The sequence below is a fragment of the Leptothrix mechoopdaensis (SeqCode) genome, from assembly GCF_053893855.1.
Window position 1 is genome coordinate 3,830,533 of sequence record NZ_CM132699.1, and the last position, 14,327, is coordinate 3,844,859.

General features: G+C 71.9%; 12 protein-coding genes and 1 riboswitch. Of the genes, 8 read left to right on the forward strand and 4 right to left on the reverse strand.

Annotation, left to right across the window (positions count from 1 at the left end; all coding sequences use genetic code 11):
* Positions 1–6: 6 nt before the first annotated feature.
* A complete protein-coding gene (locus tag ACWA7K_RS16605; protein ID WP_456162510.1) occupies positions 7–435 on the reverse strand; it encodes a TfoX/Sxy family protein in 429 nt (142 codons plus the stop codon).
* Positions 436–528: 93 nt separating this feature from the next.
* On the opposite strand from ACWA7K_RS16605, the gene ACWA7K_RS16610 reads away from it, so the two are divergent.
* Entirely contained in the window at positions 529–1,125 is a 597-nt protein-coding gene (locus tag ACWA7K_RS16610) for a 5-formyltetrahydrofolate cyclo-ligase (protein WP_456162511.1), read from the forward strand.
* Between the two features lie 18 nt (positions 1,126–1,143).
* Here ACWA7K_RS16610 and metF read toward each other — a convergent pair whose 3' ends face one another.
* From metF to ahcY, 3 genes are all read right to left on the reverse strand, one after another.
* Positions 1,144–1,995 (reverse strand): methylenetetrahydrofolate reductase [NAD(P)H], encoded by an 852-nt coding sequence (gene metF, locus ACWA7K_RS16615; RefSeq protein ID WP_456162512.1) that lies wholly within the window; start codon positions 1,993–1,995, stop codon positions 1,144–1,146.
* Between the two features lie 88 nt (positions 1,996–2,083).
* The gene (locus tag ACWA7K_RS16620; RefSeq protein WP_456162513.1) at positions 2,084–2,854 is read right to left on the reverse strand and encodes a TlyA family RNA methyltransferase; all 771 of its coding nucleotides are present in this window, start codon (positions 2,852–2,854) and stop codon (positions 2,084–2,086) included.
* A gap of 9 nt (positions 2,855–2,863) precedes the next feature.
* Complete coding sequence (gene ahcY / locus ACWA7K_RS16625; protein ID WP_456162514.1) at positions 2,864–4,300, reverse strand: adenosylhomocysteinase; 1,437 nt, start codon at positions 4,298–4,300, stop codon at positions 2,864–2,866.
* Positions 4,301–4,414: 114 nt separating this feature from the next.
* Positions 4,415–4,499: riboswitch (S-adenosyl-L-homocysteine riboswitch) on the reverse strand.
* A 134-nt stretch (positions 4,500–4,633) separates the two neighbouring features.
* Here ahcY and ACWA7K_RS16630 point away from each other — a divergent pair.
* The 7 genes from ACWA7K_RS16630 to ACWA7K_RS16660 all read left to right on the forward strand — a co-directional run bounded on the left by ACWA7K_RS16630 (position 4,634) and on the right by ACWA7K_RS16660 (position 14,294).
* Positions 4,634–5,914: a YbfB/YjiJ family MFS transporter gene (locus tag ACWA7K_RS16630; RefSeq protein WP_456162515.1), complete on the forward strand. Its 1,281-nt coding sequence runs from the start codon at positions 4,634–4,636 to the stop codon at positions 5,912–5,914.
* Positions 5,911–6,573 (forward strand): dioxygenase family protein, encoded by a 663-nt coding sequence (locus ACWA7K_RS16635; RefSeq protein WP_456162516.1) that lies wholly within the window; start codon positions 5,911–5,913, stop codon positions 6,571–6,573. The genes ACWA7K_RS16630 and ACWA7K_RS16635 overlap by 4 nt, the downstream gene beginning before the upstream one ends.
* A gap of 77 nt (positions 6,574–6,650) precedes the next feature.
* Positions 6,651–7,817 (forward strand): ProQ/FINO family protein, encoded by a 1,167-nt coding sequence (locus tag ACWA7K_RS16640; protein ID WP_456162517.1) that lies wholly within the window; start codon positions 6,651–6,653, stop codon positions 7,815–7,817.
* 242 nt (positions 7,818–8,059) lie between these two features.
* The gene (locus ACWA7K_RS16645; protein WP_456210200.1) at positions 8,060–10,849 is read left to right on the forward strand and encodes an EAL domain-containing protein; all 2,790 of its coding nucleotides are present in this window, start codon (positions 8,060–8,062) and stop codon (positions 10,847–10,849) included.
* Positions 10,846–11,952 carry an HDOD domain-containing protein gene (locus ACWA7K_RS16650; RefSeq protein ID WP_456162519.1) on the forward strand — a complete coding sequence of 369 codons (1,107 nt, stop codon included), beginning with the start codon at positions 10,846–10,848 and terminating at the stop codon, positions 11,950–11,952. Before ACWA7K_RS16645 ends, ACWA7K_RS16650 begins: the two co-directional genes overlap by 4 nt.
* A 54-nt stretch (positions 11,953–12,006) precedes the next feature.
* A complete protein-coding gene (locus ACWA7K_RS16655) occupies positions 12,007–13,017 on the forward strand; it encodes an ATP-binding protein (RefSeq protein ID WP_456162520.1) in 1,011 nt (336 codons plus the stop codon).
* Positions 13,014–14,294 (forward strand): HD domain-containing phosphohydrolase, encoded by a 1,281-nt coding sequence (locus tag ACWA7K_RS16660; RefSeq protein ID WP_456162521.1) that lies wholly within the window; start codon positions 13,014–13,016, stop codon positions 14,292–14,294. Before ACWA7K_RS16655 ends, ACWA7K_RS16660 begins: the two co-directional genes overlap by 4 nt.
* Positions 14,295–14,327: the final 33 nt, after the last annotated feature.

Here is a 14,327-nt window from a genome sequence, read left to right on the forward strand (position 1 = left end):
GTGGCACTACGTGGGCGGACGGACGACCTTCCGGGCGACCTTCCTGACCACCTGGCGCGCCACCTTCTTCGCCGCCCTGGCCGATGCCTTCGACGCCGTCGCCGCCCGTGCCCGCAGCGCGGCGGCCAGTGCCAGCCGGGCCCAGGGCTGCATCAGCATCGGCGACTCGATGGCCTCGTCGGGCGGGCTGAAGTAGCTCAGCGTGCCGCTGTGGCCGTCCTTGTCGACGTAGACGAAGGGGCTGCAGGCGGCCCGCTCGAAGGCCGGGCGGGATTCGGCGTCGACCTTCAGGAACAGCCGCTCGTCGTAGACGATGGCGATGAACAGGTCCTCGACATAGATGCCGTGCCCGCCAAAGAAGCGCCGCACGCGCAGGCTGCCCAAGGGTTCGAGCAGTTCGAGGCAGTGGTTCACGAAATCGGGGCTGTTGGACATGCGGGGCTCCTGACGGGCTTCATTGTTCCGACCCGGTCGGGCCCGCACAATCCGGATTCCGTCCCGCACCTGCCGCCCCGAGCGCCCCGCCGCATGTCCACGACCCCGTTCAAGCTGCCCGAACCGCCCCGCGACAAGGCCACGCTGCGCAAGCAGCTGCAGGCCGAACGCATGGGGATGAGCGACCGCCACCAGCGCTCGGTGCACCTGCAGGAAGTCCTGATGGTGTGGCTGCTGACGCGCCGCGAGAAGACCATCGGCGCCTACTGGGCGATCAAGGGCGAGTTCGACGCGCTGCCCGCGCTGTACCGCTGGAGCGAGGGCCACGCCGACCGCCGCATCGGCCTGCCGGTGATGGACCGCAAGACCAAGGAGCTGCGCTTCCACGTCTGGTACCCCGGCTGCCCGATGGAGGAGGACGCCTTCGGCATCCTCAAGCCCAAGGATACCGAGGCTTTCCACCCGCAGCTGCTGCTGGCGCCCTGCGTCGGCTTCGGCCCGAAGGGCATCCGGCTGGGCTATGGCGGCGGCTTCTACGACCGCACGCTGGCCAAGCTCGACCCGATGCCCTACACGGCCGGCATCGGCTATTCGCACGGCTTCATCCCGTGGCTGGAGGCCGAGCCGCATGACGTGCCGCTCGATGCGATGCTGACCGAGGAAGGCACGATCTGGGACAAGGACGCCTGAGGGGCGTCCGGGCTCCCCTTAGCCGTTCAGCCGCCGCACGATCTCCAGCACCGTCGCGCTGGCGTTCATCGTGTAGAAGTGCAGGCCCGGCGCGCCGGCGGTGCGCAGCTGGTCGCACAGGTCGGTGACCACGTCCAGGCCGAAGGCCTTGATGCTCTCGACGTCGTCGCCGTAGCTCTGCAGGCGCAGCCGGATCCAGCGCGGCACCTCTGCGCCGCAGCCGTCGGCGAAGCGCAGGATGCCGCTGGCGTTGGTGATCGGCATGATCCCCGGCACCACCGGGATGTCGGCGCCCAGCGCGGCCGCGTCATCGACGAAGCGGAAGTAGGCGTCGCTGTTGAAGAAGAACTGCGTGATGGCCGAGTCCGCGCCCGCCTTCACCTTGGTCGCGTAGGCCTGCAGGTCGGCCTGCGGGCTCTTGGCCTGCGGGTGCATCTCCGGGTAGGCGGCGACCTCGATATGGAAGTGCTGGCCGGTCTCCTCGCGGATGAAGCTGACCAGGTCGCTGGCATGGCGGAACTCGCCGAACGGGCCGTAGCCGCTGGGCAGGTCGCCGCGCAGCGCGACGATGCGGGTCAGGCCCATCGACTTGAACAGCGCCAGCTTCTCGCGCACCGAGTCACGCGTCGCGCCGATGCAGGTGAAGTGCGAGGCGCCGTCGTGGCCCTCGTCGAGGATGGCCTGCACGGTCTGCAGCGTGCCGTCCTGGGTCGAGCCGCCGGCGCCGTAGGTGACCGAGCAGAACACCGGCTGGAGCGCATACAGCTGCTGGCGCACGGTGGCGAGCTTGGTCACGCCCTCGGGCGTCTTGGGCGGGAAGAACTCCAGGCTCAGCGGCAGGCCGGTCGACGGTTGGTGCGTGGCGGTCATGGGCTTGTCTTCTGCGAGTAGGGGTCGTCAGGGATCACGGGATCACGGGATCGGGGATCACGGATCAGGGGTGGACGGCGCGGCCGGCTCAGGCCGCCGGATGCCGCACCCACATGAAGAATTCGGTGTTGCCGTTGCCGCCGGTGATGGGGCTCTGGAAGTAGGCGTGGACCTTCATCGGCCGGTCGCGCGCGCATTGCCGCACGCGGGTCTCGACGTCCTGGAACAGCGCCTTGTCGCGCACGATGCCGCCCTTGCCGATCTGGTGCGGCTGCAGCTCGAACTGCGGCTTGACCAGCACCAGCAGGTCGCCGTCCGGCGCGAGGTGGTCGAACAGCGTGGGCAGCACGTGGGTCAGCGAGATGAAGGACACGTCGGCGGTGATGAAGCCGAAGCGCCCGGCGCCATCGGCCGGCCAGTCCTGCGCGAAGGCGCTGCCGGCGACGTCGCGGGCATTGACGCCCTCGTAGCAGACCACGCGCGGATCGGCCTTGAGCTTGGCCGCAAGCTGGTCGCGGCCGACGTCGATGCCGACCACCTTCACGGCGCCCTGCTGCAGCAGCAGGTCGGTGAAGCCGCCGGTGCTCTGGCCCACGTCCAGGCACAGGCGGCCCTGCACGTTGATGCCGCACTTGGCCAGCGCGCCTTCGAGCTTGAGGCCACCGCGCGAGACGAAGCGCAGCTCCGCGTCGTCGGTGACCTCGACCTGCGCATCGGCCGGCACGTCCTCGCCGGCCTTCGACGGCAACACCCAACCCTTCGGGCCGAGCCAGCGCACGGCCTTGCGCTCGATCAGCCGCTGGGCCGCCGAACGGGTGGGGGCCAGTCCGGCCTGGAGGATGAGTTGGTCGATGCGCATGGGGTCCGATCAGTAGCGGTAGGTGTCGGGCTTGTAGGGGCCGACCTTGGGCACGCCGATGTAGGCGGCCTGCTCGTCGCTGAGTTCGGTCAGCTTGGCGCCGATCTTCTTCAGGTGCAGGCGGGCGACCTTCTCGTCGAGGTGCTTGGGCAGCACGTAGACCTTGCCCTGCTCGTAGAAGTCGCTGTGCGTGAACAGCTCGATCTGGGCGATGGTCTGGTTGGCGAACGACGAGCTCATCACGAAGCTCGGGTGGCCGGTGCCGCAGCCCAGGTTCACCAGCCGGCCCTTGGCCAGCAGGATGATCCGCTTGCCGTCCGGGAAGATGACGTGGTCGACCTGCGGCTTGATCTCCTCCCACTGGCACTTCGCCTCGATCGACGCGACGTCGATCTCGTTGTCGAAGTGGCCGATGTTGCAGACGATCGCCTGGTCCTTCATGCGCGCCATGTGCTCGTAGGTGATGACGCTCTTGTTGCCGGTGGCCGTCACGAAGATGTCGCCCATCGAGCAGGCCTCGTCCATCGTCACGACGCGATAGCCTTCCATCGCCGCCTGCAGCGCGTTGATCGGGTCGATCTCGGTGACCCAGACCTGCGCGGACAGCGCGCGCAGTGCCTGCGCCGAACCCTTGCCCACGTCGCCATAGCCGGCCACGACGGCGATCTTGCCGGCCACCATCACGTCGGTCGCGCGCTTGATGCCGTCGACCAGCGACTCGCGGCAGCCGTAGAGGTTGTCGAACTTGCTCTTGGTGACCGAGTCGTTGACGTTGATGGCCCGGAACATCAGCGTGCCCTTGGCGCTCATCTCCTTCAGGCGATGCACGCCGGTGGTGGTCTCCTCGGTCACGCCGATGATCTCGGCCGACTTGCGGCTGTACCAGGTCGGATCGACCGCGAGCTTGGCCTTGATGGCGTTGAACAGGCAGATCTCTTCCTCGCTGCCCGGGTTGGCCAGCACCGACAGATCCTTCTCGGCGCGCTTGCCCAGGTGCATCAGCAGCGTGGCGTCGCCGCCGTCGTCCAGGATCATGTTCGGGCCTTCACCGGGGGTGCCGGCGGCGCCGAAGTCGAAGATGCGGTGGGTGTAGTCCCAGTAGTCGACCAGCGTCTCGCCCTTGTAGGCGAACACCGGCGTGCCCTCGGCGACCAGCGCGGCGGCGGCGTGGTCCTGGGTGCTGAAGATGTTGCACGAGGCCCAGCGCACCTCGGCGCCGAGCGCCTGCAGCGTCTCGACCAGCACGGCGGTCTGGATCGTCATGTGCAGCGAGCCGGTGACGCGCGCGCCCTTGAGCGGCTGCTTCGCGGCGAACTCCTCGCGGATCGCCATCAGACCGGGCATCTCGGTCTCGGCGATCTTGATTTCCTTGCGGCCCCAGGCGGCCAGCGACAGGTCGGCGACGACGTGGTCGACGGCGGGGACGGGTTTGACAACAGCGTTCATCGAAAGACTCCGGTGGGTCCGTCGCAGGCTGCGGTCTCGCGGGGAAGAAGGGGCCGCGCATCCGGTGCGGACCGGACGCGATGCAACTCACCCAGGAGACTCGCAGGAGGTGCGAGCGGGTGAGCGCCGTTGGCCATTCAAGGGTCTTCGAGCCTGGGGCGGATCGGTGTCGACCGGCCTTGCAACGCTCCTCGAAAACGGGCGCGATTCTAGCCACCCCATGCTTGGGGGGGGTGCCGGGCGGGGTGATCGGGGGCGCGGCGGAGGGGGCGGGCGTGAAGTCGTGCCGATCCGGAGGCGCCAACGGGCATCGACGCCTAGACTGCCCCGACGATGCCGCCCGACACCCTCGCCCTTCCGCCCCGGCCCACGGAGCCCCACCCCGCCGACCTGCTCACCGCCCTCGGCCTGGCGCTCGCCGCTGCCGTGTCGCTGGGCCTCGCGCGGTTTGCCTACGGGCTGGTGTTGCCGGCGATGCGGGCGGAGCTGGGGTGGAGCTATTTCCTGGCCGGGGCGATGAACACGGCCAATGCGGCCGGGTATCTGGCCGGTGCGCTGCTGATGCCGCGGCTGCTGGTGCGGCACGACGCGCGGGCGCTGCTGCTGTGGGGCGGCTGGGGGGCGGCCGCCCTGTTGGCCGCCCATGCGCTGACCCGCAGCGACGCGCTGCTGTTCGTGCTGCGCTTCCTGTGCGGCACGGCCAGCGCGTCGAGCTTCGTCTGTGGCGGGTTGCTGGCCGCGCGGCTGGCGACCGGGGCGGCGCCGGCGGGCGGGTCGGCGCGCCATGCGGGGCTGATCCTGGGGCTGTATTACGGCGGCGTCGGGCTGGGGATCATCGCGGCGTCGCTGGGCGTGCCGGCGCTGGTCGGAGCCGAACCCGCCCCGCCGTGGACCGGCTGGCCCGGTGCCTGGCTGCTGCTGGGCGCGCTGGCCGCGCTGTTCACCGCGCTGACGGCCCGGCTGACCCGCCACCTGCACGCGCCGCCCGCCATCGGCGCGGCCACGACCCGCGCCAGCGCCGCCTGGTGGCCGATGGGCTGGCTGCTGGCCGGCTACCTGATGTTCGGGCTGGGCTACATCGGCTACATGACCTTCGTCGTCACGCTGCTGCGCGAACAGGGCCGCAGCACGGGCGAGATCGTGGCCTTCTACAGCCTGCTGGGCGCCGGCGTGTGCGCCTCGTCCTGGCTCTGGGCGGGATTGCTGCAGCGCCACCGCGACGGCCAGCCGCTGGCGCGGCTCAACGGCCTGCTCGGCGTGGCCACCGCGCTGCCGGTGCTGGCGGCCTGGGCCGGCGGGGCGTCGCTGCTGGTCTGGCTGTCGGGGCTGCTGTTCGGCGCGGTGTTCCTGAGCGTCGTCGCATCGACCACCGCCTTCGTGCGCCACAACCTGCCGCCCGCCGCCTGGCCGGCCGGCATCAGCGCCTTCACCATCCTGTTCGCGGCCGGGCAGATCGTCGGGCCCGGCCTGACCGGCAAGGTCGCGGACGCGGCCGGCGGCGGCGTCGCCGGGCTGATGCGCGGCCTGGCCGTGTCGGCCGCGACGCTGCTGTTCGGCGCCTGGCTGGCCAGCCGCCAGCGCGCGCTGATCCCACCTGAAGGAGACCCCGCATGAGCTCACCCGACCTGCGCACCCCGCCCGACCAGCCGGCGCGCCGCGACGGCCTGCGCCTCGGCACCGGCCTGGCGCTGCTGGCGATGCCGGCGCTGTGGCTGACCTCCAAGGCCCAGGACACGCCGCCGCTGCGGCCGACCGTGTCGCAGTCCGAAGGTCCGTTCTACCCGGTACGTTTGCCCGCCGACGGCGATGCCGACCTGATGCGCAACGGCGCGCTGACACCCCGGCGCGGTCAGCCGGTGCAGCTCGACGGCCGGCTGGTCGACCTGCGCGGCAGGCCGCTGGCCGGGCTGACGGTAGAGATCTGGCAGTGCGACGCCGACGGCCATTACCACCACCCGGGCGACGGCGACCGGGCCGATCCGGGCTTCCAGGGCTGGGGCCGCGCAACCGCCGACGGTGACGGGCGCTGGCGCTTCCGCACGCTCAGGCCGGCGCCCTACACGGGCCGCACGCCGCACATCCACGTCAAGGTCAAGGACGGCGCGCGCGAGCTGCTGACGACCCAGCTCTACGTCGCCGGAGACCCGGGCAACGAGCGCGACGGGCTGTTCCGATCGATCCGCGATCCGCGCGACCGGGCCGCGCTGACGGTGGCCTTCGAGGCCGGTCCGCAGGGCCTGGCCGGGCAGGCTCGGCTGGTGCTGGACACCTGACGCGGCGCGCGGGCCCGGCTGGCCCGACAATCGCGGCCTCGTTTCCTGCCGAACGGCCATTTCCGAGCCGCCGCGCCATGTCCATCGACCCGACCCAAGACCCGACCCAACCCGCTGCCACCGAGGCCCCGCCGGCCCAGCTCCCCGCCGAGGCTGACGTGGCCGCAGCGCCTGCAGCGGCCAGCGCCGATGCGCCCACCGAGGTCGAAGCCGTGGCCGACGCGGTCGCCGATCCCGCCGAACCCGCCGATCCCGCCGATCCCGCCGAACCTGCCGAACCTGCCGACCCCGCCAAGCCCGGCCTGTCGCCCGCCGACTGCGCCCGCGAACTGGCGCAACGGTTCCCCGCGCTGTTCGACGGCCCGGCCAAGCCGCTGAAGCTGCGCATCCAGGCCGACATCCAGGCGCGTGCGCCGGGCGTCTTCAGCCGCTCGGTGCTGTCGGCCTTCCTGCGCCGGCTGACCGGCAGCACGGCCTACCTGAACGCGCTGAGCCGCGCCCCGCAACGGATCGACCTGGACGGCCAGCCGGCCGGCGAGATCAGCGACGAGCACCGCCAGATCGCGCTGGAAGAGCTGGCCCGCCGCCGCGCGCTGCGCCAGGAACGCCGCGTCGCCGAGGGTGGCGCACAGCCGCCGCGCGGTGGCCGCGGTCCGCGCCCGCCTGCCGCCGAAGGTGCCGCGCCCGAAGGTGGCGCACCGGCCGCCCCGGGCGCCGCCCGCCCGCCGCGTGGCCCGCGCCCGCCGCGTGATGGCGCACCGCGTGAAGGCGCACCGCGTGGCGAACGCCGCGACCGGCCGCCGCGTCCGGAAGGCGCTCGTCCGGAAGGCGTCCGTCCGGAAGGTGCCCGTGCCGATGCCCCGCGCCGCGACGGTCGGGGTCCGCGTCCGGAAGGTCGTCCGCAGGGCCGTCCGGAAGGTCGACCCGAAGGTCGCCCGGAAGGCCGTGGCGACCGCCGCCCGAACGACCGGCCCGGCAACCGCCCGTCACAGCAGGCCGGTGACCGGCCGCGCCTGGACCGTCGCCCGGACCCGCGCGCCGAGCAGCGTCCTGACGCCGCCGAGGCCCGCATCGAGGACCCGGAACGCCGCCATCGCGCCCGTCTGCTGCGCGAGTGGGAGAGCACCTCGCTGACACGCGCCAACTTCTGCGTGCTGCGCGGCGTGCCCGAGGCGCAGTTCGACGCACTGCTGGCGCAGGCCCGCGCCGAAGCCGGCGAACGCGGCCCCAAGTCGCGCGGCTGAACACCACCAACGGCAGCTGAACTGCCGCGTCGCAAGGGCGCTTATCGGCCCATTGCGACGGCAGCGCGGAACTAGTCTCGGAAGATCGTCGCCTCATGCCGCGCAGTCCAGGCTGCGCGGGATCGGGGCGTCCCTTCCATCCAGGCCCGACAGGGCCGAGGCTGACCGCGATGCCCAGCGATCCTTCGTCCCCACCGACGCCTGAAACGGACGGCCGAACGCCCTGCCCGGGGCCAGTCGCCGTGCCGATCAGCGGGCCCGCGCCGCGCGCCAAGGCCGATGCGGCGCTTCAGGAAGCCTTGCGCCAGGTCGCCTGGCACGCCGGCATGCTGGCCCGCACCGAGGCGCTGAGCCGCTCCGGTTCGTTCGAGGTCGAATGGCCGTCGGGCCGCATCACGCCATCGCTGGGCCTGCGCACGTTGCTGGGCGATTGCGAGGCGGTCGAGCTCGGCAACGTCGTGGCGAACGACAACGGCAGCGGCGGCCGCGGCCTCGACCAGGCGATCAACCCCTGTCGCAGCCTGAACCTGGCACCGGGCTGCACCCGCGACTGCGGTCAGTCGCAGGAGTTCATGGCGGTCGATGCGCTGGCCTGGGTACCGGCCGAGGAGCGGGCCTACGTGGCCGGGATCTGGCGCAACGCCGAGCTGAACGAGCCCTTCGAGTTCCAGCACCGCGTGATCTGCCGCGACGGCAGCCGCCTGGTCGTGCTGCACCGGGGCGTGCGCGACGCCACCCACGGCGTCGCCCTGCTGCATGACCTGACGGCGCAGCGCGAGGCCGAGCAGCGCATCCAGCACCTGGCCCACCACGACGAGATCACCGGCCTGGCGAACCGCGCCGCGCTGCTCGACCACATCGATGCCGCGCTGCATGCGGCGCGCTGGAGCGGCAGCGATCTGGCGCTGCTGGCGATCGAGGTGCCGCGCATCGCCGAGATCAAGGCCGGCATGGGCTACGGCGCCGGTGACACGCTGGCGATGGCACTGGCCGCCCGGCTGAAGGAACACTGCGGCGAAGGCGCCGAGATCGCCCGCATCGGCGACACCGAATTTGCCTGGCTGATCGAGATGCCGGCGACCGGCACCCCGGCCTTCGCCACCCAGCCCGCCGATCCGGCCGATGCCAGCCGCGCCGAAGCCCGGGTGCGCGAACAGGCCGAATCGCTGCTGAACTGCCTGCGCGCCTCTGTCCGGCTGGGCAGCACCGAGGTCTACCCGCAGGTCGGCATCGGCATCGCCACCTTCCCGTCCGACGCCGACAGCCCGGCCGGCCTGATCGAGTCGGCCCAGGCCGCCCGGCTGGACCTGACCGGCGGCACCGGCGTCGCCCGTTTCCACCAGGCCGTGGCGGACCGGGCGCGGCGCGACATGCACGTCGAGTCGGCCCTGCGCCACGCCATCGAGCAGGACGAGCTGAGCCTCGTCTACCAGCCCCAGGTCGAGCTGGGCGGCGGCACCGTCTGCGGCGCCGAGGCGCTGCTGCGCTGGAATTCGGCGCAGCTCGGCGTCGTCTCGCCGGCCGAGTTCATCCCGATCGCCGAACGTTCCGGCCTGATCGGCTCGATCGGCGACTGGGTGCTGCGGCGCGCCTGCGAGCAGATCGTGGTCTGGCGCCGCGCCGGCATGCCGGCGCTGCGCATCTCGGTCAACCTGTCGCCGATCCAGCTGCAGCGGCCCGACTTCGCCCGTCATGTCCAGAGCGTGCTGGAGGAGACCGGCGCGACGCCCGAGCTGCTGGCCGTCGAGCTGACCGAGAGCACGCTGCTGCACGACCTCGACGGCGCCACCAGCGCGCTGCACGCGATCAAGGCGCTGGGCGTGGAGATCGCGCTGGACGACTTCGGCACCGGCTACTCCAGCCTCAACAGCCTGAGCCGCCTGCCGATCGACGTGCTCAAGGTCGACCGCTCCTTCGTCCACGACGTGACGGCGGCAACGCAGCGGGTGTCGGTCACGCGGGCCATCATCCACATGGCCCACGGGCTGCAGATGCGCGTGCTGGCCGAGGGTGTCGAGACCGAAGGGCAGCTGGCGCTGCTGGCCTCGCACGGCTGCGACCTGATCCAGGGCTACTGGTTCAGCCGGCCGCTGGACCCGGTCGCGTTCGAGGCGCTGGTGCGCTCCGGCCGGCGCCTGCCCGAACCCTTCGTCAAGCGGCTGGAGCGCGAACGCACGCTGCTGCTGGTCGACGACGAGCCCAACATCCTGGCCTCGCTCAAGCGCCTGCTGCGCCACGACGGCTACCGCATCGTCACGGCGACCAGCGCGGCCGAGGGCCTGCAGCGGCTGGCCGAACAGCCGATCGACGTGATCGTCTCGGACCAGCGCATGCCCGGCATGACCGGCGTCGAGTTCCTGCACCGCGCCCGCGCGCTCTACCCGTCGACCGTGCGGCTGGTGCTGTCGGGCTTCACCGAGCTGCAGTCGATCATCGACGCGGTCAACGAGGGCGCGATCTACAAGTTCCTGACCAAGCCGTGGGACGACCAGCGGCTGCGCTCGCATGTCGCCGAGGCCTTCCGGCAGAAGGAGCTGGCCGACGAGAACCGCCGCTTGGCGCAGCAGGTCGAGACCGCCAATGCCGACCTGGCCACGCTCAACGAACGCCTGGGCGCCCTGCTGGGCCAGCAGCGCGCCCGCACCGAGCTGATGGCCGCCAGCGCCGACGGCCTGCGCGACGTCCTCGACGAACTGCCGGTGGCCCTGCTGGGGGTCGATCCGGACGGCCTGGTGGCCTATGCCAATGGCGCTGCCGAAGGGCTGCTGCACGGCCGCGGCCTGCCGCTGGGCCTCGATCTGGCCGAGGTCCTGCCCGAACTGCAGGACCTGCACGACCCCAGCCTGGCAGCGGGCCAGTCGCGCCCGCTGCGGCTCGACGGACGCGACTTCCGCCTGATCGTCAGCCCGGTTCGCCGCCACGGGCAAGACCCCGAACTGCCACCGCGCGCGGTCCTGTTCTGGCCCGAGGACGGCCAGCCCGCCGGCCTCTTGCCGCCACAGGCCGCCGACCCGATGGAGCTTCAACCTTGATCGCCGCAGAACCCGCCACACCCTCGACCCGGCCGAGCGACCGGACCCGGCACCTGTTCCGCCGCAGCGCCCGCGCCGGCGAGGTGCACCCGCTGCAGCGGCTGATCGGCCTGTACCGCGAACACGATCCGGAGACCGGCTTCGGCGGGCTGGAGGCGCCATCCCGCGACACCTCACGCGACACCTCAAGCGACACGTCACGCCCGACACCCGCCCGCCCGGTCGCCAGCGACGACAACGGCCCGTGGCGCCTCAACCCCGAACACGTCGCCCGCCGCGTCGGCCAGCTGCCGGCGCTGCCGCAGGCGGTGCTGCAGGCGCTGGCGCTGCTGCGCAGCGAGACCGCCAGCAACCAGGACTGCGCCCAACGCATCTCGCTGGACACGGCGATGACCGCGCGCACGCTGCGGCTGGCGAACTCGGCCTTCTACGGCGTCTCCGGCCGCGTCGCGACCATCCGCGATGCCGTGCTGCTGCTGGGTCGGCGCGCGATCGGCACGATGCTCGCGGCGGCCAGCGTGGCCGACTCGATCGGCCGCAGCGACATCGCCAGCGGCCCCGGAGCGGCCGACGCGATCGGCCGCTTCTGGCGCCATGCGCTGGCCAGCGCGCTGGCCGCGCAGATCCTGGCGCGCCGGCGCACGCCCGATCAGGACGTCGCCTTCACCGCCGGGCTGCTGCACGACATCGGTCAGCTGGTGCTGCGCGCCCATCACGCCGAGGCCCTGCTGGCGGTGCGCGCCGCCGCCACTGCCGAGGACGCCGGCGCGCTGCCGTTCGAACGTGCGCTGCTGGGCCTCGACCATGCCGAGGTGGGCGCGATGGTGGCGCGCCACTGGCACTTCCCGCCCGAGGTGATCCAGGCGATCGGCAGCCACCACGACCCGGCGCCCGGCGACGGTGCGGTCTCGCTGGCCGACCTGGTCCACATGGCCGACGCGCTGGCCCACGCGCTGGACCTCGAAGGTGACCCGGACGCCGCCGTGCCCGAGGTGGCCGCCGCGACCTGGCGCCGTGTCGCGCTGGGCGCCGACGAGGCCCATGCCCTGTTCCACGACGTCGAGACCGGCGTGCGCGCCCTCTCGCGCTCGCTGCTGGGCTGAGTCCCGCGCCCGACCGATCCCCACGCTCCTGCCGCTCGACCCCGAGCCACCGCCATGAATGCCGCCATGAACGCCGCCTCGATCTCCGACCCCTCCAACCCGACCGACGGCGTCGCCCGCGTGAGCGCCATGCTCGAGTCGGCCATGCGCTGCCAGAAGTGCCCGTACGCCGAGCAGGTCGACAACCTGATGCGCAGCAACGACTCGCTGCACCAGGTCAACCGCCAGCTGCAGACCACCCGTGACCAGCTGACCCAGTCCGAGCGCCTGGCCTCGATCGGCCAGCTCGCCGCCGGGGTCGCGCACGAGATCAACAACCCGGTCGGCTACGTGTTCTCGAACTTCGGCACCTTGCAGAAGGTGCTGGCCGACCTGTTCAGCATGCTCGATGCCTACGAGCAGGCCGAGCCGCTGCTGGCCGGCACGCCCGCCGCCACGACGCTGGCCGGGCTGCGCCGCTCGATCGACCTGGACTACCTCAAGGAAGACGTGCCGGCGCTGATGAACGAGTCGCTCGAAGGCCTGACGCGGGTGCGCAAGATCGTGCAGGACCTGAAGGACTTCTCGCGCGTCGACGCCCGCCAGGAATGGGAGTGGTCGGACCTGCGCAAGGGCCTGGACTCGACCCTCAACATCGTCAACAACGAGATCAAGTACAAGGCCGACGTGGTGCGCGAGTACGGCTCGATGCCCGACGTGCAGTGCCTGGCCTCGGAGATCAACCAGGTCTTCATGAACCTGCTGGTCAACGCCGCCCACGCGATCGACAAGGCCCGCGGCACGATCACGATCCGCACCGGCCACGACGACGGGCCCGACGGCGGCACGGTCTGGATCCAGATCGAGGACGACGGCTGCGGCATCCCGCCCGAGAACCTGCAGCGCATCTTCGACCCCTTCTTCACGACCAAGCCGGTCGGCCACGGCACCGGCCTGGGCCTGTCGCTGTCCTACGGCATCGTGCAGAAACACGGCGGCCGCCTGACGGTCGACAGCCAGGTCGGCGCCGGCACGCGCTTCCACATCGTCCTGCCGGTGCGCCGTTCGGCCGGGGTGATGGCATGAACCAGCCGGACGTCGGCACGGCGCCGTCCACCGTCCTGTGCGTCGACGACGAGACCAACATCCTCGCCGCGCTCAAGCGCGTGCTGCGCGCGGCCGGTCACCAGGTGCTGACCGCGCCGGGTGGCGAGGCGGCGCTGGAGATCCTCGGCCAGATGCCCGTCGACGTGGTGATCTCCGACATGCGCATGCCCGGCATGGACGGCGCGCAGCTGCTCGAAGCCGTGCGCGCGCGCTGGCCGCTGGTCGTGCGCATCCTGCTGACCGGCCATGCCGACATGGCCTCGACGGTGGCGGCAATCAACCGCGGCCAGGTGCTGCGCTACGTCCACAAGCCCTGGGACGAGCCCGAGCTGCTGGGCGCCGTCCGCGAAGGCCTGGAGCGGCTCGCCCTGCAGCGCGAACGTGACCGGCTGGAGGCGCTGACGCTGGCCCAGAACGACGAGCTGAAGGTGCTCAACGGCGAGCTGGAAGCGCGTGTGCAGGCCCGCACCGCCGAGCTGGCCGAGGCCAACGACAAGCTGCGGCGCAACTACCTGAAGTCGATCAAGGTCTTCTCCAGCCTGCTGGAACTGCGTGGCGCGCAGTTCGCCGGCCACGGCCGCCGCGTTGCCGAGATGGCGCGCGACATCGCCCGCAAGATGGGCCTGCCCGAGCCGGAGGTGCTCGACATCTTCGTCGCCGGCCTGCTGCACGACATCGGCCAGATCGGCCTGGGCGACGAGATGCTGGGCCGTCCGCTGGCCCGCTACGACGACACCGAACTGGCCGCCTACCGCCGCCATCCGGTGCTGGCCGAACAGTCGCTGATGGCGCTGGACGACCTGCAGCAGCTGGTGCCGATCATCCGTTCGCACCACGAACGCCACGACGGCAACGGCTTCCCGGACAAGCTGGCCGGCACGGCGATCCCGATCGGTGCGCGCATCCTGGCCGTCGCCGACGCCTACGACGACCTGCAGAACGGCCACCTCGCCGAGGCCCGCCTGAACCCGCTCGAAGCCCGCACCGTGATGCGCCGCGCCCGCGGCAGCCAGTTCGACCCCGAGGTGCTCGACGTCTTCCTGCACCTGACCGAACCCGCCCCGCCCGCCGTGCGCGTGCCGCCGCTGCTGACGGCCGCGCTGGAGCCCGGCATGGTGCTGTCGCAGGACCTGATCTCCGGCCGCGGCCTGCTGATGCTGACGGCCGGCCACAAGCTGACCGCCTCGCTGATCGCCCGGATCCGCGAGTTCGAGGCGCGCGAGGGGAGCGTGCTGGAGGTGAATGTGGCGAGGTGAGGCCGAACGGGCGGTCGTCAGCGCGGTGCCGGG